The sequence below is a fragment of the Microbacterium elymi genome (assembly GCF_021582895.2).
Lineage (GTDB): Bacteria > Actinomycetota > Actinomycetes > Actinomycetales > Microbacteriaceae > Microbacterium > Microbacterium humicola.
In genome coordinates, this window is sequence record NZ_CP091139.2 from 800,627 (window position 1) to 821,505 (window position 20,879).

Consider the following 20,879-nt stretch of genomic DNA (forward strand, 5'->3'; position numbering starts at 1 on the left):
CGAGCGGACTCGCTTCCCCAGGTCCCTGAGCGAGCGGACTCGCTTCCCCAGGTCCCTGAGCGAGCGGACTCGCTTACAGGTCCCTGAGCGAGCGGACTCGCTTCCCCAGGTCCCTGAGCGAGCGAAGCGAGACGAAGGGCCGGTAACCTCGAACAGCCGAAGAAGGAGAACAGGATGCTGGACCCCGACACCATCGCGCAGATCGCCGACGAGCTGGCCGAGGCCGACCGTGCCAAGACCGTCATCCCCCGGATCACCGCACGGTATCCGGACGCCACGATCGAGGACTCGTACGCGATCCAGGGCGTGTGGCGCGACAAGAACCTGGCGGCAGGTCGGCGCCTGGTGGGGCGGAAGATCGGCCTCACCTCCAAGGCGATGCAGGCGGCCACCGGGATCACCGAGCCGGACTACGGCGTCATGTTCGACGACACGGTGTGGCAGAACGGCGCGGTCATCCCGTTCGACGACTTCTCGAACGTGCGGATCGAGGTCGAGCTGGCGTTCGTGCTGAGCCGCCCGCTGGAAGGGCCGGACTGCTCGCTGTTCGACGTGCTGCGGGCCACCGAGTACGTGACCCCGGCGCTGGAGGTGCTCAACTCGCACATCGAACTGGAGGGGCGCACGATCGTCGACACGATCAGCGACAACGCCGCCTACGGCGGGATGGTGCTCGGCGGCATCCCGATGCGCCCCGACCAGATCGACCTGCGCTGGGTGGCCGCGATGCTGTATCGCAACGAGACGATCGAAGAGACCGGCGTGGCCGCCGGCGTCCTGAACCACCCGGCCACCGGCGTGGCGTGGCTCGCCAACAAGTTCCACCAGCACGGCGCACGGCTGGAGGCCGGCGAGATCATCCTGGCGGGGTCGTTCACCCGGCCGATGTGGGTGCATCGCGGCGACAGCGTGCTGTGCGACTACGGACCGATGGGAACCATCACATGTCGCTTCGCCTGACCTCGACCTTCCGCGATCGGCTGGCCGCGGCATCCCGCCCCCTCATCGGCATGTGGGCCTGCACGGCAGCCCGGTGCTGGCCGAGGTGGCTGCCGGCTCGGGCCTGGACTGGCTGCTGATCGACATGGAGCACGGGCCCAACTCGCTTCAGTCGGTGCTGGTGCAGCTGCAGGTGGTGGCGGCGTATCCGATCGCGCCGCTGGTGCGCGTGCCCGCCAACGACACGGTCGCGATCAAGCAGGTGCTCGACCTCGGCGCCCAGAACATCATCGTGCCGATGGTCGCGTCGGCCGACGAGGCCCGCGCCGCGGTCGCGGCCACCCGCTATCCGCCCGCGGGCGTGCGCGGGGTCGGCTCGGCGCTGGCCCGATCGGCCCGGTGGAACCGGGTCGACGGCTACCTCAGCGATGGGGCGACGCACGTGTCGCTGACGGTGCAGATCGAGAACGGCGCGGGGGTGGATGCCGCGGCCGAGATCGCGGCGGTCGACGGCGTCGACCAGGTCTTCGTAGGTCCGTCGGATCTGGCCGCCTCGCTCGGCCGGCTCGGGCAGCAGACGCACCCGGAGGTGGTGGATGCCGTGCACCGCACGTTCGCGGCGGTGCGGGCCGCCGGCAAGAAGGTCGGCGTGAACGCGTTCGACCCGGCCGCCGCGCAGGCCTACATCGACCGGGGCGCCGACTTCGTCGCCGTCGGCGCCGACGTGGCGATGCTCGCCCGCGCCTCCGAGGCACTGGCGGCCCGGTTCCTTCCGGCCGCCGACCGCGCCGAGCGCGCCTCGTACTGACCCGAGGCGGCCGGTCGTGGCATCCTGAATCCATGAAGAAGTGGGTCGTGCGGTTCTGCTCGCTGCTGGTGTTCAACATCGTCGTGCTGCTGTTCATCGGCTGGCTGACGCCCGCGCACGTCGGATGGGCGGCGCTGTGGGCCGGCATCGTGATGACGGCGCTGGTGATCTGGGTCAAGCCCCTCGTCACGAAGTGGTTCCGCTCGATGGCGGCGCGGTCGGCCGCAGAGCGCACGAAGCTCGGCGAGAAGCTGGTGCAGGGGCTGCTGGCGGTGGCGGTCGCGTTCCTGGTCTGGATCGCGACGGTGCTGCTGTCCGGCGTCCAGATCAGCGGATGGGTGTGGGGGTACGTGCTGCCGCCGATCATCCTGCTGATCGGCTGGTGGATCTACGACCTGATCGACGACAAGGTCGAGGCCCAGGCATCCGCTCTCTATGACAAGGCCGGTGGCGGGCGCTCTGCCGGCGCGGATGCGGCGGGGTCGACGCCGTCGGAGGCCGAGCAGCTCGGACGGGATGAACTGGCCGGCGGTCCCGGCGACGGCCTGACCCCGGAGCAGCGCAGGATGCTCGACGATCTCGGCAAGGACTGATCCGCCGGCGCGGTGTCGATGACCAGGTGTCGATGACCAGGTGTCGATCGGCGGCGTGCTGTCGATCTGGGGCGTGCTCGTTCGTCATCATCACGTCAACACCCCTGAGGAAGGACGGATCATGCGTTACACGCTTCTCCTGCAGTACCCCGAGATGACCGCCGCCGAGCTGGGCGACGAGGCGCTCGCCGACGGCATGCGGGCCTTCGCCGCCTACGCCGAAGCGCTGGACGCGGCCGGCGTGCTGCGCAGCGCCGAGGTGCTGCATCCCTCGTCGATGACCACGACGGTGCGGCGGCGCGACGGCGAGCTCCTCGTCCAGGACGGGCCGTTCGCCGACACCAAGGAGCAGCTCGGCGGCACGTTCGTGATCGAGGTCGATGACCTCGACACCGCGATCGACTGGGCCGGAAAGGCACCGGCCGCACCGTGGGGCGCGGTGGAGATCCGCCCCACCGCGACCCGCTTCGTGGACGGCGCATGGTCGGGCACGACGCCCGTGCAGTGAACCGGGCCGCCGAGGCGCGGGCGGTCGCCGAGCGCACCGCCCGCGCCTCGTACGGCCGACTCGTCGCGCTGCTGGCCGCCGGCACAAGAGATCTGGCACTCGCCGAGGACAGTCTCGCCGACGCCTTCGAGCGGGCGCTGCGCACATGGCCCGCCACCGGCGTGCCGGACAATCCGGAAGGATGGCTGCTCTCCGTGGCCCGCAACCGAAGCCGCGATGCGCTCGGGTCCGCCGCACATCGCACCAGCATCCCACTGGACGACGCCGTCGCGTCGGTCCTGCGGGACGGAACCGACGTGGCGGGCATGGTCGAGCGCACCGAGGCCATCCCGGACCGGCGGCTGGAGCTGCTGTTCGCCTGCGCGCATCCGGCCATCGCCCCCGACATCCGCACCCCGCTGATGCTGCAGGTGGTGCTGGGATTCGACGCCGCGCAGGTCGCCGGTGCGTTCGGCGTGGAGCCCGCGACCATGTCCCAGCGCCTGGTGCGGGCCAAACGCAAGATCCGGGACAGCGGCATCCCGTTCTCCGTGCCCAGCCGCACCGATATGCCCGCGCGCACCGACGCCGTGCTCGAGGCGATCTACGGAGCGTATGCCATCGACTGGCTCGATCAGGGCGAGCGGATCCGTGAGTCCATCGCCGACGAGGCACGCTGGCTCGCGGTGCTGACCGCGACGCTGCTGGACACGGATGCCGAGGCCTGGGGGCTCGCCGCATTGCTGACCCTCGCCCAGTCGCGGGCGCCCGCGCGGGTCGGCGACCCCTGGCCGCCGTTGGACGAGCAGGACACGACGCTGTGGTCGCGGGAGCTGATCGCGGAGGGCGAAGCGCTCCTGCGGCGGGCCGCCGCGCTGGGCCGGCCGCTCGGGCGGTTCCAGCTCGAGGCGGCCATCCAGTCGGTGCACTGCGACCGCGCGCGCACGGGTGTGCTCGACCGAGCGACGCTGGTCACGCTGTACCGGGGCCTGGTCACCGTGGCTCCGACCGCCGGGGCCCGCGCCGCGCTGGACGCGTCACTCGCCGCCGGCGGCGAGTGACGCGTCGTCGTCCCGCAAGGCGGGTCGCGGCACTGTCCGGCGCCGTATTCTCCCCGGCGATCAGGGACAGTCAGGCCCGATCGGGACGGCCACTTCATACGGCTCACCGCCCGCCGGTGTCACGGCCAGCGTGACGCAAGCCGAGGCCGGGAACGAGGACGACCGAAGGGCAGACGCCGATCGCGTCGCAGGCCCGTTGGCCAGCCAGATCCGTGATCCGGACCACTGCCGGCCGTTCAGATCGCAGGAAGGCCTCGCAGTCCCGGGCACGTCGCACGGCGTGTCGCCGGGTCTGTGCCAGATCTTCCTGCGATCCGAACGGCGGGCGCGGCCGGGCAGCGGAGAAGCCTCAGGCGGACCGCTCGGCCGCCTCGACCACGTTGGTCATCAGCAGCGCGACGGTCATCGGCCCGACCCCGCCGGGGTTCGGCGAGAGGAAGCCGGCCACCTCGGCCACGGCCGGGTCGACGTCGCCGAACACGGTCGACTTGCCGGTGTCCGGGTCGGTCTCGCGGGTGACGCCGACGTCGAGCACCGCGGCGCCGGGCTTGACATCCTCGGCCCGCACGATGTGCTTGACCCCGGCGGCGGCCACGATCACATCCGCCTGACGCAGGTACGACGGCAGGTCGACCGTGCCGGTGTGGGTCAGCGTCACCGTCGCGTTGATCTCACGGCGCGTCAGCAGCAGCCCGATCGACCGGCCGATCGTCACGCCGCGGCCGACGACGACCACGTGCTTGCCCTTCAGGTCGTAGTCATTGCGCAGCAGCAGCTCGATCACGCCGCGCGGCGTGCACGGCAGGGGCGTGGAGATCGGGCCGTTCACATTGAGCACCAGCCGACCGAGGTTCGTCGGATGCAGGCCATCGGCATCCTTCGCCGGATCGATCCGCTCCAGGATCGCGTCCGTGTCCAGGTGCCCCGGCAGCGGCAGCTGCACGATGTAGCCGTGGCAGGCGGGGTCGGCGTTGAGCCGGTCGATCTCGGCCTCGACGTCGGTCTGGGTGGCATCGGCGGGCAGCTCGACCTGGATGGAGTTCATCCCGATCGCCTCGGACTGCCGGTGCTTCATCCCCACGTACAGCTGCGAGCCCGGGTCGGCCCCGACCAGCACCGTCGCGATCCCGGGGGTGATGCCGCGGGCCTTGAGCGCGGCGACGCGCTCGGTCAGCTCCGCCTTGATCTCCGCCGCTGCGGCCTTGCCGTCCAGCTTCTGCGCTGTCATCGATCTTCTCCTCGTCGATCTCGTGTGGTCCCGGTGAGAAACGCCGGCTCGGTCGAGAAACGCTGCAATGCGCCGTTTCTCAGCCGGAGTGTCGTTTCTCGCCGTCAGTCCCGGGTGTCACCGCGGCCGCAAGGGCCAGGCGGATACCTATGTTGATAGTGATATTACGGGGCGGATGCTGTGGACGCCAGGCCCGGCCTACTGCTGCAGGTCGGGATACAGCGGGAACGCCGCGGCCAGCGCCGCGACGCGGCCGCGCAAGCGCGGCGACGTCGGGATTCGGCAGCAGCGCCTGGGCGATCACGTCGGCGACCTCAGTGAACTCGACGTCGCCGAACCCGCGGGTGGCCAGCGCCGGCGTGCCGACGCGCAGACCCGATGTCACCATCGGCGGGCGCGGGTCGTTCGGGACCGCGTTGCGGTTCACCGTGATGTGGATGTCGTGCAGCAGGTCCTCGGCCTGCTTGCCGTCGATCTGCGCCTCGCGCAGGTCGACGAGCACCAGGTGCACGTCGGTCCCGCCCGATCGCACGGCGATGCCGGCGGCCGCGACTTCCGGCTTGCGACAGTCGGTCGGCGATGATCCGCGCGCCCGACAGCACGCGCTGCTGGCGCTCGGCGAACTCGGGACTCGCCGCGAGCTTGAAGGCCGTGGCCTTCGCGGCGATCACGTGCATCAGCGGGCCGCCCTGCTGGCCGGGGAACACGGCCGTGTCGATCTTCTTCGCCAGGGCGGCGTCGTTGGTCAGGATGAACCCCGATCGGGGGCCGCCGATCGTCTTGTGCACGGTGGACGAGACCACGTGCGCGTGCGGGACGGGCGAGGGGTGCAGGCCGGCGGCGACCAGACCGGCGAAGTGCGCCATGTCGACCCACAGGATCGCCCCGACCTCGTCGGCGATCGCCCGGAACGCGGCGAAGTCCAGCTGCCGGGGGTAGGCCGACCAGCCCGCGATGATCACCTTCGGCTTGTGCCCGATGGCCAGACGCCGCACCTCATCCATGTCGATGAGCGAGGTCTCGGGGTCCACCCCGTAGGCGACGATGTCGTAGAGCCGGCCGGAGAAGTTGATCTTCATGCCGTGCGTGAGGTGGCCGCCCTGGTCCAGCGACAGGCCGAGCAGGGTGTCGCCGGGGCGGGCGATGGCATGCAGGCACGGCGGCGTTGGCGGTCGCGCCCGAGTGCGGCTGGACGTTCGCGTAGGCCGCGCCGAACAGGTCCTTGGCGCGCTGGATCGCCAGCTCCTCGGCGACGTCCACCACTTCGCAGCCGCCGTAGTAGCGCCGCCCGGGGTATCCCTCGGCGTACTTGTTGGTCAGCACCGAGCCCTGCGACTGCAGCACCGAGACGGGCACGAAGTTCTCGGATGCGATCATCTCGAGGTACGAGCGCTGGCGGTCGAGCTCGCGGTCCAGCACTTCGGCGATCTCGGGGTCGACCTCGGCGAGCGGGGCGTTGAAATAGCGATCGGTCATAGCAGTCTCCTCGACTCGGCAGTCACCGGAACAGCACGGAATTGAGTTCCACATCGGCCCAGGCGTGCGGTCGAATGCCGGTCGGTCGCTCCCCGGTGGTTGCCCACCTCAACGCCAGTTGCGACATCCCGAGCATAACGGATGTCGCGGTCGGCACGCGTGCCTTGTCGGCGCAATCGGGATTTGTTAGTGTTCCTTACATGACTGCCCTGGTGCGCATGACAGCCCTGGTGCCGACTCCGGCCGCGCAGACGACGGATGCCGCGGCCGACCCGTTCGTCCTGACCGACGCCACTCGCCTGGTGGCGGTGCCCGCGACCCGCGGGACGGCCGAGCTCGCGGCCTCGGCGCTCGCACCCCATGTCGGCCGCACGTTCGAGATCGTCGCGGACCGCGACACCCGCCGCGGTGACATCGTCCTGGCGCAGCTCGCCCAGGGAGCGCCCGAGACATACACCCTCATCGTCGACGCCGACGGCGTGCGCATCACGGGCGGCGATGAGGCCGGGCTGTTCTACGGCGTGCAGACGCTGGTCCAGCTGCTCGCGACATCCGCCGCAGCATTCGCGCAGGCATTTACCGCAGCATCCACCGGCACGTCCGTCACGATCCCCGCCACCCGGATCGAGGATGCGCCCCGGTACGCGTACCGCGGCGTGATGCTGGACGTGGCCCGTCACTTCTTCCCGGTCGAGGTGGTCTGCGGCTACATCGACCGCGCCGCCGCCCTGAAGTTCAACGCGCTGCACCTGCACCTCACCGACGACCAGGGCTGGCGGATCCAGGTGCCGTCCCGGCCGGAGCTGACCGAGCGCGCGTCCGGCTCGGCGGCGAGCGGCGACCCCGGTGGCTTCTACACGACCGAGGACTATGCCCGGATCGTCGCGCATGCGGCCGCGCGCCACATGGTCGTCGTGCCCGAGATCGACGGCCCGAGCCACACACATGCCATCGGCCTGGCCCACCCCGAGCTGATGGAGCCGGTCGTGATCACCGACCAGGTCACCGAGGTGGTGGACGCGTTCGGGGGCGGCATCCCCATCCAGGGAGAGCCCTACACCGGCTTCGCCGTCGGATTCTCGTCGCTGAAGACCCGCTCCGAGCAGACGTATGCGCTGCTCGCGGACGTCTGCCGCGACCTGGCGGCGATGACCCCGGGGCCGTACCTGCACGTGGGCGGAGACGAGGCCCTCGGCACCAGCGACGCGGACTTCGCCGAATACATGCGGCGGGTCACGGCGATCGCCGCCGACCTCGGCAAGACCCCGATCGCCTGGCACGAGGCGGGCGCAGCGGCGGGACTGGCCCCCGGCACGATCGGCCAGTACTGGGGATACGTCTCCCCACCGACGGCATGGACGACAAGGCGCGCGCGTTCCCCGCCGGTGGCGGACGGGTGATCCTCTCCCCGCCGACGCGGTCTACCTGGACATGAAGTACGACGCCGACAGCCCGCTCGGCCTGACCTGGGCGAACGGCCCGACCAGCGTGCGGCGGGCATACGACTGGGAGCCGACCGCGGTGATCGCGGGGCTGGCAGACAGCGACATCCTCGGGGTCGAGGCACCGCTGTGGACCGAGACGCTCCGCACCGCCGCCCACCTCGACGCCCAGGCGTTCCCGCGCATCGCGGCGGCCGCCGAGATCGCGTGGTCGCCGGCCGCTGCCCGGAGCGCGCATGGGCGTCCTTCCGGGAGCGGGTGGGGATGCTGGGGCCGCTGTGGACGGCTGCGGGGATCGGGTTCTTCGCCTCGCCCGAGATCGAGTGGTCGGCGTCCCGGTGAGCGTGGACCGCGTCATCCACTCCGCTCGTCTGATCGACGAGGGGCAGATCACGGACGACGCGTGGGTCGCGATCCGCGACGGACGGGTTGCCGGATGCGGCACCGGCGACGGCTGGCGCGACCTCGCGCCGCACGAGGCCGACGACGCGGCCGGCGGATGGCTGACTCCCGGCTTCGTCGACATCCATGGGCACGGCGGCGGCGGGGCGGCGTTCGACGACGGACCGGCCGCGATCGCGACCGCGCGTGCCGTGCACCGTGCGCACGGCACGACCCGTGCGGTCATCTCGCTGGTGACCGCGTCGATCGAGGCGATGGCCGAGCGGGCGGCCATGGTGGCCCGATTGGCGGCCGAGGACTCGACGATCCTCGGCTCACACCTGGAGGGTCCGTTCCTGGATGTCGGGCACAAGGGCGCGCACACCCCGTCGCCTGCGGGCGCCGGATGCGGCATCCCTCGACCGTCTGCTGGATGCGGGCGCCGGCACGATCCGGCAGCTCACGCTGGCACCGGAGCTGGCCGGCGGCACGGCCGCCATCGGGCGCCTGCGGGCGGCGGGGGTGGCGGTCGCGATCGGGCACACGGACGCCGACGAGACGACCGCGGCGGCCGCGTTCGACGCCGGGGCGACGATCCTCACGCACGCGTTCAACACCATGCGCGGCATCCATCACCGCGCCCCCGGACCGGTGGTGGCCGCGCTGAACGACGAGCGGGTGACGCTGGAGGTGATCGCCGACGGGACGCACGTGCACCCGGACGTGATCCGCCTGCTGACCGCGCGCGCGCCGGGGCGCGTGGCCCTGATCACCGACGCGATGGCGGCGGCCGGCGCCGCCGACGGGCACTACACGCTCGGCGGGCTGACCGTCTCGGTCGTCGGCGGGCGGGCCCGGCTGGCCGGCGACGGCGCGATCGCCGGGTCCACGCTCACGCAGGATGCCGCGGTCCGGCTCATGGTGCAGGAGTGCGGGATGCCGCTGCCCGACGCCGTGGCCGCGGCCACGATCGTGCCGGCCCGCGCGATCGGCGTGTCGGACCGGTTCGGGTCGCTGCGGCCGGAATCGGCCGCCGACGCGGTGCTGCTGGACGACGGCCTGGGCGTGCGGCGCGTGTGGGTGGACGGCCGGCCGGTCTGACGCGGCCCGGGCGGGCCTGACGCGGGGCCCGGGCGGGCCTGACGCGGGCCGGGCGGGCCTGACGCGGGCCGGGCGGGCCTGACGCGGGCCGGGCGGGCGGGGCCCGGGCGACGCGCGCCCCGGCTGGTGGAGCGGCCCTGGGCGTGACGGGCCCGGCGGTGACGCGCCTCGGGATCGTACGATCTGGCCGACTGAACATCATCCTGGGCCGAAATTGATGTGCACTCGGCCAGATCGTACGATTTCGACGAAGTGGAGGGGGTGGGCGGGGCCCGCGCTCCCGCCCCCAGGGGCGCGCGGACCCCGACCCTGCCGGGCACCGAGGCGCCCGGCACCTGGCTCCGTTCCCCAGCCGGACACAGGCCGAGGGGTGAAAGCGCCGCCCCCGGCGCCATCACCCCTCGTCGGCTGCCTTCGAGGAGCAGCCCCGCTCGTCCTCCGCCCCCCGGTGGAGAACAAGCCGTCACTTCATGAGACGGACGGATGCCGGATTCATGACGCGACTTCCGGAGAAATCTCGACGAACCTCCGAAACCTCTGGTAAAGCGTGAAAAAGCCTTCCCCCGGATGGCGCGCGAGGGGCGCCCCCGACAGAATGGGAGACGCGCCGACCGCCCGAGCCGGTGCAGGCATGCTCCGTCTTTCTGGGGGGACGATGAGAGGTCGACGCGCCGCGGACGCCGCACGCGCCCTGCCGGAGACGGCGGATGCCGACCTGGTCGAGCTGTCCCGCCTCGGCGACGGCGACGCCTTCGCCGAGCTGTGGCGCCGACACCATGTGTCCGGCCTGGCGGTCGCCCGCTCGGTGACCTCGTCGCTGGATCCGGAAGACCTCGTCCAGGAGGCGTTCACCCGGATCTTCCGCACTGTCCAACGCGGCGGCGGGCCCACCGGCTCATTCCGCGCCTACCTGTTCGCCAGCATCCGCAACACCGCCGCCGGCTGGGGCCGCGCCCGGCACGAGACGCCGTTCGACGAACTGGACGAGCTCGCCGATCCGGCGACCGGCGACGAGGCCGCGAACGATGCCCTCGATCGCGGGCTCACCCATCAGGCGTTCCGCAGCCTGCCGACTCGGTGGCAGGAAGTGCTCTGGTACGCCGAGATCGAGCAGATGAAGCCGGCCGAGATCGCGCCGCTGCTCGGGATGAAGGCCAACGCCGTCGCCCAGCTGGCCGTGCGCGCCCGCGGCGGGCTTGCGCGAGGCGTGGGTGCAGGCGCACCTGCGGTCGGCGGCGGAGGGCTCGGACTGCCAGTGGACGATCACCCGCCTCGGCGCGTACGCCCGCGGAACGCTCGGCACCCGCGATCGCGGCAAAGTCGACGCGCACCTGCACGACTGCGCGCGGTGCGCGATCGTGGCCGCCGAGGCGCAGGAGGTCTCGCACCGGCTCGCCCTCGTGCTGCTGCCGTTGACACTGGGCGCCGGAGCCACCGGCTACGCGGCCTGGCTCGAGCTGGGCTCGCCGGTGGCCGCCGTCGCCGCGATGCCGTCGGCCGTCGTGAAGGGTGCCGTGATCGCCGGCGGAGCCGCCGGGTCCGGAGCCGGGTCCGGAGCCGCCGGGTCCAGCACCGCCGGGTCCGGGGCAGGTGGTGGCGCGGCCTCCGGCGCGGCATCCGGCTCCGGCGCGGCATCGGGCGCTGCCGGCATCGGCGCGGGAGCGATCGCGGGACTGGCCGCCGCCGGCGTCCTGATGGCTGCGGCCGTCGCCGTGGGCGCGATCCTCCTGCCGCGCGTGCTCTTCCCGCAGCCCGGGAGCAGCCGGCTCGAGCAGAGGCGATCGATCCGGCCGCGGCATCCGACACCGCCGCCGAGAAGCCGGATGCCGCGACTCGCGTGCCCGCATCGACCGAGAGTGCGCCGGTCAGCGGGACGGAGCAGGTCCGCCCTCCGGCATCCGCGCCGGCGCCCGCTGACCAGCCGATCGCTCCGCCCGCAGCGCGCGAACCCTCCCCGGCCGCGACGGATTCGTCGTCCACCGCGAGCCCCACGCCGACACCGCGCCCCACGCCGACACCGACCCCCGCCCCTACTCCGACTCCGACCCCGACCCCCACCCCGACTCCGACCCCGACTCCGACCCCGACGCCCACTCCCACCCTCGGCCTCCCGGATGGCGTCCCCGCGGTCGGGCAGATCACGCGCAGCGAGCGACGTCCAGTCGACCCCGCGCCTGTACACGCTGACCGTCCCGCTGACCGGCGTGACCGGGTCCACCGTGCGTGCGACGCTCGACAACGGGGTCACGAAGGATGTCGTCCTCGTCGACGGATCCGGGACCATCACCGTGACCTCCGAGACGAGCTTCGACACCTCCGCGCCATTCGCCGGCGTCACGCTGACGCTTGCGCTACGCCGCCGGCGACGAGACCGGCGAGCCGCTTCCACTCGACCTCGGCGCCGAATGGGACGCCGCCCCGGACACCAGCACTGTCCCCGACGCCAGCACCGCCCCGGACGCCGGCACCGCCCCCGCCGGCACCGCCCCCACCGGCACCGGCCCCGCCGACGTCACCACCGCCGGCTGACCCGCTCCGACGACAGCCGCCGCCCCGCGGCATCCGCCCTCGGAGCCCCGCGTAGACTGAAGACATGTCCTCCCCCGACCACGCCGAGCCGGCCCCCGGGACCCGCGCCCCGCTGTCGGCGGTGGATGTCCTGGCCTTCGTGTGCGAGCTGTTCGCGTTCTTCACCCTGGCCTTCTGGGGTTTCGCCGGCTGGCCGTTCCCATGGAACATCGCGATGGGGCTGGGCCTGCCGATCGTCGCGATCCTGCTCTGGGCGTTCTTCGTCTCGCCCCGGGCGGTGCTGCGCGTGCACCCGTTCGTGCGCGCGGTGATCGAGCTGCTCGTCTACGCCGGCGCGACCATCGCCTGGTGGAGCATGGGCCAGGCCTGGGTCGGCCTCGTGTTCGCCGTCGTCGCCGTCACCACGGGCGTGATCGCCGGCCGTCGCCGGTTCGCATGAGCCCGGATCGCGCGAGCTCCGAGGTCGCCGACCGGCTGCGCGCGGCCCTGGGCGATCGCGTCGACGTCACCGAAGCCGGCCGTTCCGCCGTCCGTGCGGACAAGTCGGGCCATGCGGCGGACGGCACGCCGCTGGCGGTCGTGCACGCGGCATCCGTCGACGATGTGCAGCAGACGATGCGGATCGCCTCGGCCACCGGCACGCCGGTGGTCCCCCGCGGCGCCGGCACCGGCCTGGCCGGCGGCGCCAACACCGGCGCGGGCGAGATCTCGCTGTCGCTTGCGCGGGATGGATCGCATCCTGGAGGTGCGCCCCGACGACCTGCTCGCCGTCGTCGAGCCGGGCATCCTCAACGCCGATCTCAACGACGCCCTCGCCGCGGAGGGGGTGTGGTGGGCGCCGGATCCGGCCAGCCGGTCGATCTCGACCGTGGGCGGCAACATCGCCACCGGCGCCGGCGGCCTGCTGTGCGCGAAATACGGCGTCGTGCGCGACGCCGTCCTCGCCCTGGACGTGGTGCTGGCCGACGGACGGATGCTGCACCTCGGTCACCGCAGCGTGAAGGGCGTGACCGGCCTCGACCTCACCTCGCTGTTCATCGGCTCCGAGGGGGTGCTCGGCGTCGTCGTCGGTGCGACGCTGAAGCTGCGCCGGCTCGTACCCGGCACCGTGCACACGATCGCGGCCACGTTCCCGGATGTGCGCGCGGCGGCCGCGGCATCCTCCGCAGTGACCGCGGCCGGCCTGCAGCCCTCGATCATGGAGCTGATGGATGCCACGTGCCTGGCCGCCGCACGCCGGCTGCTCGGACTCGACCCGGGCACGGACGACGCGCTGCTGACGATCCAGACCGACGGGGCGGCATCCGCCGCCGAAGCTGACGCGATCGCGGAGGTGCTGCGGACCGCCGGCGGAGCCGTCGAGGTCTCCGGCGACCCGGACGAGGGCGAGCGGCTGCTCGCGTTGCGCCGGGCGATGCACCCCGCGATGGAGTCGCTCGGAACCACCCTGATCGAAGACGTGTCGGTGCCGCGCAGCCGCCTGGCCGAGATGTTCGACGAGATCGCGCGGGTGGAGCGCGAGCACGGCGTCACGATCCCCACGGTCGCGCACGCCGGCGACGGCAATCTGCACCCGAACTTCATCTTCGACGGCCCCGAGGTGCCGGCGCCGATCTGGGATGCCGCCGACGACCTCTTCCGCGCCGCGCTGCGGCTGGGCGGCACGCTCACCGGCGAGCACGGCATCGGCGTGCTCAAGCGCCGCTGGCTGGCCGACGAGCTCGGGCAGGATCAGTGGGACCTGCAGCGGCAGATCAAGGCCGTCTTCGACCCGCACGGGATTCTGAACCCCGGAAAGGTGTTCGCCCCGTGACTGCGACGATCCGCGTCAGTGCCGCCGTTGTGATGGATGCCGCCGGCCGCGCCCTGGTGGTGCGCAAGCGCGGCACCGCCTCGTTCATGCAGCCGGGCGGCAAGCCCGAGCCCGGAGAGTCGGCTGCCGCCGCGCTCGTGCGCGAACTCGAGGAAGAACTGGGTGTGACGACGGATGCCGCGGCCCTGACATCGCTCGGAACCTTCACCGCCGCCGCGGCCAACGAGCCCGGCCACGACGTCGTGGCCGACGCGTTCGCCCTCACGCTGGATCCCGCCCAGGTCCGGGCCGCCGCCGAGATCGCCGAGCTTGCGCTGGATCACGCCGGGCGACGCCGGGCATGTGCGACTCGCGCCGCTGAGCCGCGACATCCTGCTCCCCCTCGCCTGGGCCTTCCCGGTCGCCTGACCCGCTCGCCGCGTCCGCCCGGGCCGGTCCGCCCGGCCGGGCGATCCGCGTCCGCCCGGGCCGATCGTGCCGTCAGACGATCGCCGAAACATGGGATCCCTCGCGAAATCCAGTGGCAAGTCCCCGGTTTCGCGGCGTATCCCCCGTCTCGGCGATCGCCCGCAGCGCCCGGCCGTGCCGCGGGCGGCGAGGCGCGCTACAGGCCCTGCCAGGCGGGCTTGTTCTCCCAGGCGTGACGGTAGTAGTCGGCCAGGCGCAGGCGGGATGCCGCGGCCTCATCGACCACGACGCTCACCCGCGGGTGCAGCTGGATCGCCGAACCCGGCAGTGAGGCCGTGAGCGGCCCCTCGACGGCCCCGGCCACCGCCTCGGCCTTGCGCTGGCCGAACGCCAGCAGAACCAGATGGCGCGCGCGCAGGATCGTGCCCAGTCCCTGGGTGATGCAGTGCATCGGCACCTGATCGATCGAATCGAAGAAGCGCGCGTTGTCGCGCCGCGTCTGCTCGGTGAGGGTCTTGACCCGCGTGAGGGAGGCGAACGACGAGCCGGGCTCGTTGAAGCCGATGTGCCCGTCGGTGCCGATCCCGAGGATCTGCAGCTCGACGCCCCCGGCATCCGCGATCGCCCGCTCGTAATCCGCACCGGCGTGCTCGGCGCCGTCGACCGCGCCGTCGGGCGTGCGGATGCGCCGCGGGTCGAGCCCGAGCGGTTCCACCACCTCGCGCAGGATCACGTTGCGGTAGCTCTGCGGATGCGTCGGGTCGATGCCGACGTACTCGTCCAGGGCGAATCCGCGCACCCGTGACACGTCCATGCCCCCCAGCCGCGCGGGCAGCGCCTGGTACACCGGCAGCGGGGTGGACCCGGTCGCCAGGCCGAGGACCACCTCCGGGTCCGCCTGGATCAGCGATGCGATCTCGTCGGCGACCAGCGCACCGGCGGCGGCTCGATCGGGGACGATGACGACTTCAGCCATGGGTGACAGCCTCCTGTGCTCTCGGGTCGAGATCCGGGGCGGCGCCGACCAGTGCGGCGCCGATCGCCGCTGCCGCGGAGCCCGCCGGCAGCAGTTCGATGCGCTCCCGCAAGCCGCAGCGACCGCAGGAATTCGGATGCCTCGGCGCTGGCATCCAGCTCGGCGGCCACCCCGTCTCTGAGCCTCTGGGCCAGCGCGGTCAGTCCGCCGCCGAGCACCACCACGTCGACATCCGCGGTGAGCACGAGGATGCGCACCGCGGCGGCGACGCCGGCCATCAGGTCGGCGCGCAGCGCCCGGGCGGTGGGGTCGCCGGCATCTGCGGCATCCATCATGTCCCGCACCGGGATGCGGCCTGGATGCCCCCACCGACGCGCGATCGACGCACCACCGGCGAGCGCCTCGATGCAGCCCCGCTGTCCGCAGCGGCACAGCGGTCCGTGCGGGTCGACCGAGATGTGCCCGACCTCGCCGGCGGTGCCGTGGCCGCCGCGCCACAGTCGGCCGTCGCGGACGATCCCCGCGGCGATGCCGGTGCCGAGGTTGAGGTAGGCCATCGTCTCACCGCGGGGTCCGTGGCGCAGAGCGTGGGCGCCGCGCGTGGCGGCCTTCACGTCGTTCTCCACCGCCACCGGGATCCCGAGCAGCGGCTCGACCGCGGCGGCCAGGTCGAGGTCGGTGACGCCGAGGTTGACCGCATGCACGACGTGGGTCGACCCGGGCAGCACCTGCCCCGGCATCCCCACCCCGACCGACTCGAACGTCGCCGGGTCCACTCCCTGCAGGCCGAGGCGGCGCACCGCCTCCACCACCGTGCGCACGACGCCGCCCGGCCCCCACTCGGTGGCCAGCCGGAGGCGCGCGGCGATCTGGCCGTCCGCTCCGATGGCCACGGCATCCGTCTTCGTCCCGCCGACGTCCAGCCCGACTCTCATCGGCCGCACTCCCGACGGGAGGCGGCTCTCGCCCACACGCCCATCAGCCCTTGACCGCCCCCGCCGACATCCCGGTCACGAGGTTGCGCTGGATGATGAGGAAGAAGATCACGGCCGGCAGCGAGAAGATGACGGACGCGGCCATCTGGGCGGCGTAGTCAATCGGCTGGTTCGGCACCGCGAACGAGGCCAGCCACACCGGCAGGGTGTACATCGTCTGGTCCTTCATGAACACGTAGGCGACCAGATAGTCGTTCCACGCGGCGATGAAGGAGAACACGCTGGAGGCGATCACGCCCGGGGCCACGAGCGGGAACAGCACGCGCCACATGATCGTCCAGGTGTTCGCACCGTCGACCTGGGCGGCCTCTTCGATCTCGCGCGGGATCGCCAGGAAGAATCCGCGCATGACCCAGATCGAGAACGGCAGCGTCAGGGCCACATAGGCGAGGATCAGCCCGATGTAGTGGTTGAGCAGACCCAGCTGGTTGAACACGAGGAACTGCGGGATCAGCAGCGCCGTGCCGGGCAGCATCTGGACGGCGAGGATGAGCACCAGGATCAGCCGGCGACCGCGGAAGCGGAACCGCGAGAGCGCCGCCGAGGCGAACATCGCGAGCACGATGGCGAAGATCAGCGTCAGCGCGACGACGATCACCGAGTTCTTCAGGTTCGTGAAGAACGTGGTCTGCGTGAGCGCGTTGACGTAGTTCTGCAGGCTGGGATCGCGCGGCAGGAACTCCGGTGTCGCGTTGAGCACGTTCCAGGGCTGCTTGAAGGATGTCAGGACCATCCAGTAGACCGGGAAGATCCAGATCACCGAGACCACGAGGGCCAGGATGTTGCTGCCGGTGCGGCGCCGGCGCCGACGACGGCGGCGCACGACCGGCGTCGGGGTGGATGTCATGGTGCCGACGGGCTCGTCGGTGGTGATGCCGGTCACAGGTCCTCCCCGGAGCGCAGAAGCCGGCGGATGTAGAAACCGGTGATGATGAGAAGGATCAGCGTGGTCACGACCGAGATCGCGGCGCCCGTGCCGATCTTGAAGCTCACGAAGGCCTGCTTGAAGGTGAACACCCCGAGCGTGGCGGTGGTGTTGTCCGGTCCACCCTGGGTGACCAGCCAGATCTGGTTGAAGACGTTGAAGTCCCAGATCACCGACAGGATCGTGATGAGGATGAGGCTGGGTGCGATGAACGGCAGGGTGACGTTGCGGTAGATCCGCCACTCGCTCGCGCCGTCCAGGCGGGCCGCCTCGTAGTAGGCCGGATCGACCTGCGTCTGGGCCGCGTAGACGGTCAGCGCGATGAACGGCACGGCCTGCCACACGATCAGCAGCCAGATGCACAGGAAGCCGAGCCACGTGTTGGCGGCCCAGTTCGTCTGGGTCAGATCGCCGAAGATGCGCAAGCTGGGTGAGCAGCCAGTTGATCACGCCGTAGCCCGGCTGGAAGAGCCAGTTCCACACCTGCGACGATGCCACGGTGGGCATGGCCCAGGCGAAGATCAGCGCGATGGTCAGGACGTACCGCATGACCGTGCCGAGCCGGGTGAGCAGGTTCGCCAGCACCAGGCCGATGACGACCGAGCCGAAGACCATGGCGGCGGTGAACCACAGTGTGCGCCACAGCGACGCCCAGAACTCCGGATCGGTGAAGATCTTGGTGTAGTTGCCGATGCCCACCGAGTCGTAGGCGCCGGTGATCACCGTGCGCGCGTTGGCGTCGGTGAACGAGAACAGCACGAGCAAGGCGATCGGCACGACCGTCAGCGCGATCATCACGAGCCCGGCCGGGGTGAGCATCACCCAGGGTGCGATCTGCCGGCGTGGCCGCCGGCGAGGGCCGCGTGGCCGCCGCTGCGCGTCGAGCGTCGCGGCGGCCACGCCCTCGTCTGCGGTCAGGGCCGCAGTCGGGGTGTTCATCGGTGTTCCTCCTGGGTTCCGAGGGAACCGAATCGGGGTGGAGCGGGAATCAGCCGTTCAGGGTGCTGTCCAGCGTGGCATCCATGTCCTTCGCGGCATCCGCGACCGACTTGCTGCCGCTGGCGACCGATGAGAAGAACTGCTCCATGTTCTTGTTGCCCTCGATGGTGCCCCAGCCGGCGGCACCCGGGGTGGCCCGGGTCACGCCGGACGCGTCATAGAAGCCCTGCGTGAGGGTGGTCGCCTTCTTGGCCCACTCGGCGCCGAGCTCCTCGGTGTTCGGGATCCACGGCTGCGCCGCGAGCGCGTTCTGGATGTCGGGGCTCGCCGCGATCTTCGTCCACACCAGGGCGAGGTCCTGGTTGGGCGACTTCTGCGCGATGCCCCAGACCTCGCCGCCGCCGAAGTTGTGGGCGGCACCGGATTCGCCCGCCGTGTTCGGCAGCGCGAACGTGCCCAGGTCATCCTCGGCGATCTTGCCGTTGGAGCCGGACACGATCAGGCCGGCGTCCCACAGGGCGCCGATGATGGTCGCCGTCTTGCCGTCGGCCATGATCTGGTCCTCGTTCGGCTTGTCGGTGTTCAGCGTCTGGCTGGCCTTGCTCGAGTAGGCGTTCTGGAACGACTTGAACTCGTCCAGTCCCTTCTGCGATTCGGCGCTGGAGAACGAGCCCTTCCAGGTGCCGCCGTCGCTGGTGGCGATGTCTCCGCCGGCATCCCAGACCCAGCTCATTCCGGCGTACCAGAACTGGCCGGGCAGGTAGAACGGCGAGAAGTCGCTCGCCGGGTTCTTCGCCTTGATCTTGTCGAGGTCGCTCTTGAGCTCGTCGTAGCTGGTCGGGGCCGAGGTGACCCCGGCATCCGCCCACATCTTCTTGTTGTAGATGACCGCGCGGTTGCCGACGAACGACGGGACGGCATACAGCTTGCCGTCGAAGGTGGCCGGGCCGGCGAGGGACTCCACCCAGGTGCCGCCCTGCTCGAGCTCGTCCTTGTACGCGCTCAGGTCCATGAGCCCGCCGGTGTTGGCGTAGCCGGCGACCTGCGTGTTGCCGATGTCGACGACATCCGGCGGCGTGGTGGTGCCCAGCGCCGTGGTCAGCTTCGTGGTGATGCCGTCCCAGGCCTGCACCTGGACGTCGACCTTGGCACCGGTCTGCTTCTCGAACTCGTCGTTGATCTTCTTCATCACCTCGTCCGAATAGTCGCCGGTCATGGCCCAGACGGTGAGCGTCTTGCCCGCGCCGTCGACCGTGCCGATGGTCTTGCTGGTGTCGGGCGTGGTGTTGTCGCCGCCGGTCCCGCCGTTGCCGGCGCTCGAGCAGGCGCTGAGCGCCAGCGCGGCCGCGATGCCGGCGGCACCGACCGCAACAATGCGTGATGTGCGCATTCTGTCTCCTTGTGCTTTCTCTTGGTGTGGACAGGCCGGGTGACCTATCCGGGGGGGTATTGGAAGGGGTGTTCAGGACACCCCGAGCTGTTCGGACAGGACCATGACCGCCGCACCGCGCAGGACGATGTCCTGCCCCTGATCGGTCATGCGCACCCGGATGCCCTCGTGCACGACGGCGAGGGTCCGGGTCCGGAGAGTCTCGACGGCGGCCGCAGCCAGCGGCCCGTCGAGCAGTTCGGTGGGGCCGGACAGGACCACCTCCGACAGGTCGAGTGCGCCCACGACCGGCGCCAGGGCGATGCCCAGTCGCTCGCCCGCGTCGCGCAGCACGCCCTCCCGCGCGGCGTCGTCGGATGCCGCGGCCAGCCGCGCGGTCAGCGAAGGCGCCGAGATCCATGCCTCGAGGCATCCCACCTTGCCGCACGAGCAGACCGGACCGCCGTCGGTCGCGACGGTCACGTGCCCGATCTCGCCGGCCGCGAAGCGACTGCCGAGCATGGGGCGCCCGCCGGAGAGCAGGCCGGATCCGACGCCGCGCCCGACCTTGACGAGGATGACGTCATCGCCCGCTCCGCCGAACGTGTACTCGGCCAGCACCGCTGCGTTCGCGTCGTTGGCGACCACGACCGGCAGGCTCAGCGCCTCATGCAGCGCGCCCTCCAGATCGAAGCCGGTCAGCCCGAGGTTCGGCGCGGTCAGCACCACCCCGGCCGCGTCCACGACGCCCGGCGTGCCGACACCGACGCCGAGCACGGGCTCGTGCGAGTCCGCCACGAGCTCGCGGGCGAAGTCGACGATCGCCTGGACCACCGCGCCGCCGGCGCCCGGGTGCGGGATCTCCCGGCGTACGACGATGGTGCCGTCGAGGGTGAGGATGCCGCCGATGAAGCTCGTCGGCCCGGACAGGTCGAGGCTGACGATGCGGTGGCCGGTGTGGTCGAGGTCGACGAGCATGGCCGGCTTGCCGGGGCGCGAGACCTCGCGCACACCCTTCTCGGCGACCAGTCCGTCGGCGATCAGCTCGGCGACGAGGTCCGAGATGGTGACTCGGGTCAGTCCGGTCTCGCGGGACAGGTCGGCGCGGCTCATCGCCCCGCTGTGGAACAGGGTCTGCAGCACGAGCGCGCGATTGTGCGTGCGGGCGTGCTCGGGCAGGACCTTGACGCCGTGGCGCGGATGCCGCACCCCGGCGCCGAGTGCGTACGGCGCATTCGCGGACGGCGCGGCCGCCGGTGTGGGGGAAGCGCCACGTCGCGGCTCCGGTGCAGACATGTTTGTTAGTACACCTTACGAACAGCGGACGCGCAACCCCGCCGGGTGATCTGCATAGGGAGTTTACAAAAATGTTATCTTCTCGTTGCACTCCGAGCCCGCCAGAGCACCTC

18 protein-coding genes, 7 pseudogenes and 1 riboswitch are annotated in these 20,879 nt (G+C 71.5%); of the genes and pseudogenes, 16 read left to right on the top strand and 9 right to left on the bottom strand.

Annotated features, from left to right (window positions below; translation table 11 throughout):
- The first annotated feature begins 174 nt into the window (after positions 1–174).
- From hpaH to L2X98_RS04345, 5 genes and pseudogenes are all read left to right on the top strand, one after another.
- A complete protein-coding gene (hpaH, locus tag L2X98_RS04325; protein ID WP_259612430.1) occupies positions 175–960 on the top strand; it encodes a 2-oxo-hept-4-ene-1,7-dioate hydratase in 786 nt (261 codons plus the stop codon).
- Positions 945–1,747: pseudogene (locus L2X98_RS04330) on the top strand (HpcH/HpaI aldolase family protein). The gene hpaH and the pseudogene L2X98_RS04330 overlap by 16 nt, the downstream one beginning before the upstream one ends.
- A gap of 32 nt (positions 1,748–1,779) precedes the next feature.
- On the top strand, positions 1,780–2,340 hold the full coding sequence (locus L2X98_RS04335; protein WP_259612431.1) for a hypothetical protein: 561 nt from the start codon (positions 1,780–1,782) through the stop codon (positions 2,338–2,340).
- 40 nt (positions 2,341–2,380) lie between these two features.
- Positions 2,381–2,848 (top strand): YciI family protein, encoded by a 468-nt coding sequence (locus L2X98_RS04340; RefSeq protein ID WP_354002921.1) that lies wholly within the window; start codon positions 2,381–2,383, stop codon positions 2,846–2,848.
- Positions 2,821–3,888, top strand: a complete 1,068-nt coding sequence (locus tag L2X98_RS04345; RefSeq protein ID WP_259612432.1) for an RNA polymerase sigma factor — start codon at positions 2,821–2,823, stop codon at positions 3,886–3,888. The genes L2X98_RS04340 and L2X98_RS04345 overlap by 28 nt, the downstream gene beginning before the upstream one ends.
- Positions 3,889–4,237: 349 nt before the next feature.
- On the opposite strand, the gene L2X98_RS04350 is transcribed toward L2X98_RS04345, so the two are convergent.
- Together L2X98_RS04350 and glyA are read right to left on the bottom strand one after the other, a co-directional pair.
- A complete protein-coding gene (locus tag L2X98_RS04350; RefSeq protein WP_259612433.1) occupies positions 4,238–5,116 on the bottom strand; it encodes a bifunctional methylenetetrahydrofolate dehydrogenase/methenyltetrahydrofolate cyclohydrolase in 879 nt (292 codons plus the stop codon).
- Between the two features lie 198 nt (positions 5,117–5,314).
- Positions 5,315–6,592, bottom strand: a pseudogene (gene glyA, locus L2X98_RS04355) (serine hydroxymethyltransferase).
- Between the two features lie 49 nt (positions 6,593–6,641).
- A riboswitch (ZMP/ZTP riboswitch) is annotated at positions 6,642–6,724 on the bottom strand.
- Positions 6,725–6,810: 86 nt separating this feature from the next.
- Here glyA and L2X98_RS04360 point away from each other — a divergent pair.
- The 6 genes and pseudogenes from L2X98_RS04360 to L2X98_RS20045 all read left to right on the top strand — a co-directional run.
- On the top strand, positions 6,811–7,992 hold the full coding sequence (locus L2X98_RS04360) for a beta-N-acetylhexosaminidase (RefSeq protein WP_259612434.1): 1,182 nt from the start codon (positions 6,811–6,813) through the stop codon (positions 7,990–7,992).
- Positions 7,993–8,023: 31 nt separating this feature from the next.
- A pseudogene (locus tag L2X98_RS04365) lies at positions 8,024–8,191 on the top strand (beta-N-acetylhexosaminidase); the annotation flags it as partial.
- Positions 8,164–8,376: a hypothetical protein gene (locus tag L2X98_RS04370; RefSeq protein WP_259612435.1), complete on the top strand. Its 213-nt coding sequence runs from the start codon at positions 8,164–8,166 to the stop codon at positions 8,374–8,376. The pseudogene L2X98_RS04365 and the gene L2X98_RS04370, both read left to right, overlap by 28 nt.
- Before the next feature lie 2 nt (positions 8,377–8,378).
- Positions 8,379–9,516 (top strand): annotated as a pseudogene (nagA, locus tag L2X98_RS04375) (N-acetylglucosamine-6-phosphate deacetylase).
- Between the two features lie 655 nt (positions 9,517–10,171).
- Positions 10,172–10,654 (top strand): annotated as a pseudogene (locus L2X98_RS20040) (RNA polymerase sigma factor); the annotation flags it as partial.
- Between the two features lie 73 nt (positions 10,655–10,727).
- A pseudogene (locus L2X98_RS20045) lies at positions 10,728–10,823 on the top strand (hypothetical protein); the annotation flags it as partial.
- 131 nt (positions 10,824–10,954) lie between these two features.
- Here L2X98_RS20045 and L2X98_RS04385 read toward each other — a convergent pair.
- On the bottom strand, positions 10,955–11,167 hold the full coding sequence (locus L2X98_RS04385; protein WP_259612437.1) for a hypothetical protein: 213 nt from the start codon (positions 11,165–11,167) through the stop codon (positions 10,955–10,957).
- A 695-nt stretch (positions 11,168–11,862) separates the two neighbouring features.
- On the opposite strand from L2X98_RS04385, the gene L2X98_RS04390 reads away from it, so the two are divergent.
- The 4 genes and pseudogenes from L2X98_RS04390 (at position 11,863) to L2X98_RS20050 (ending at position 14,502) form a co-directional block, all read left to right on the top strand.
- Complete coding sequence (locus tag L2X98_RS04390) at positions 11,863–12,045, top strand: hypothetical protein (RefSeq protein WP_259612438.1); 183 nt, start codon at positions 11,863–11,865, stop codon at positions 12,043–12,045.
- Positions 12,046–12,109: 64 nt separating this feature from the next.
- Complete coding sequence (locus L2X98_RS04395; RefSeq protein ID WP_259612439.1) at positions 12,110–12,484, top strand: YrdB family protein; 375 nt, start codon at positions 12,110–12,112, stop codon at positions 12,482–12,484.
- Positions 12,481–13,858 (top strand): annotated as a pseudogene (locus L2X98_RS04400) (FAD-binding oxidoreductase). The gene L2X98_RS04395 and the pseudogene L2X98_RS04400 overlap by 4 nt, the downstream one beginning before the upstream one ends.
- The gene (locus L2X98_RS20050) at positions 13,855–14,502 is read left to right on the top strand and encodes an NUDIX hydrolase (RefSeq protein ID WP_354002922.1); all 648 of its coding nucleotides are present in this window, start codon (positions 13,855–13,857) and stop codon (positions 14,500–14,502) included. The pseudogene L2X98_RS04400 and the gene L2X98_RS20050 overlap by 4 nt, the downstream one beginning before the upstream one ends.
- On the opposite strand, the gene L2X98_RS04410 is transcribed toward L2X98_RS20050, so the two are convergent.
- The 4 genes from L2X98_RS04410 to L2X98_RS04425 are packed head-to-tail and all read right to left on the bottom strand — an operon-like array spanning position 14,463 to position 17,587.
- Positions 14,463–15,242 carry a glucosamine-6-phosphate deaminase gene (locus L2X98_RS04410; protein ID WP_259612440.1) on the bottom strand — a complete coding sequence of 260 codons (780 nt, stop codon included), beginning with the start codon at positions 15,240–15,242 and terminating at the stop codon, positions 14,463–14,465. The genes L2X98_RS20050 and L2X98_RS04410 overlap by 40 nt on opposite strands.
- The gene (locus tag L2X98_RS04415; RefSeq protein WP_354002923.1) at positions 15,170–16,177 is read right to left on the bottom strand and encodes an ROK family protein; all 1,008 of its coding nucleotides are present in this window, start codon (positions 16,175–16,177) and stop codon (positions 15,170–15,172) included. Before L2X98_RS04415 ends, L2X98_RS04410 begins: the two co-directional genes overlap by 73 nt.
- Before the next feature lie 43 nt (positions 16,178–16,220).
- Complete coding sequence (locus L2X98_RS04420; protein WP_259612441.1) at positions 16,221–17,120, bottom strand: carbohydrate ABC transporter permease; 900 nt, start codon at positions 17,118–17,120, stop codon at positions 16,221–16,223.
- Positions 17,117–17,587 (bottom strand): carbohydrate ABC transporter permease, encoded by a 471-nt coding sequence (locus L2X98_RS04425; RefSeq protein WP_259612442.1) that lies wholly within the window; start codon positions 17,585–17,587, stop codon positions 17,117–17,119. Before L2X98_RS04425 ends, L2X98_RS04420 begins: the two co-directional genes overlap by 4 nt.
- Before the next feature lie 74 nt (positions 17,588–17,661).
- Between L2X98_RS04425 and L2X98_RS04430 the strand changes: the two genes are divergently transcribed.
- The gene (locus L2X98_RS04430) at positions 17,662–17,847 is read left to right on the top strand and encodes a hypothetical protein (RefSeq protein ID WP_259612443.1); all 186 of its coding nucleotides are present in this window, start codon (positions 17,662–17,664) and stop codon (positions 17,845–17,847) included.
- A 303-nt stretch (positions 17,848–18,150) separates the two neighbouring features.
- Here the strand turns inward: L2X98_RS04430 and L2X98_RS04435 are convergent, their stop codons facing one another.
- Both L2X98_RS04435 and L2X98_RS04440 read right to left on the bottom strand, forming a co-directional pair.
- Positions 18,151–19,491, bottom strand: a complete 1,341-nt coding sequence (locus L2X98_RS04435; protein ID WP_259612444.1) for an extracellular solute-binding protein — start codon at positions 19,489–19,491, stop codon at positions 18,151–18,153.
- A gap of 72 nt (positions 19,492–19,563) precedes the next feature.
- A complete protein-coding gene (locus L2X98_RS04440; RefSeq protein ID WP_259612445.1) occupies positions 19,564–20,766 on the bottom strand; it encodes an ROK family transcriptional regulator in 1,203 nt (400 codons plus the stop codon).
- Positions 20,767–20,879 lie beyond the last annotated feature (113 nt).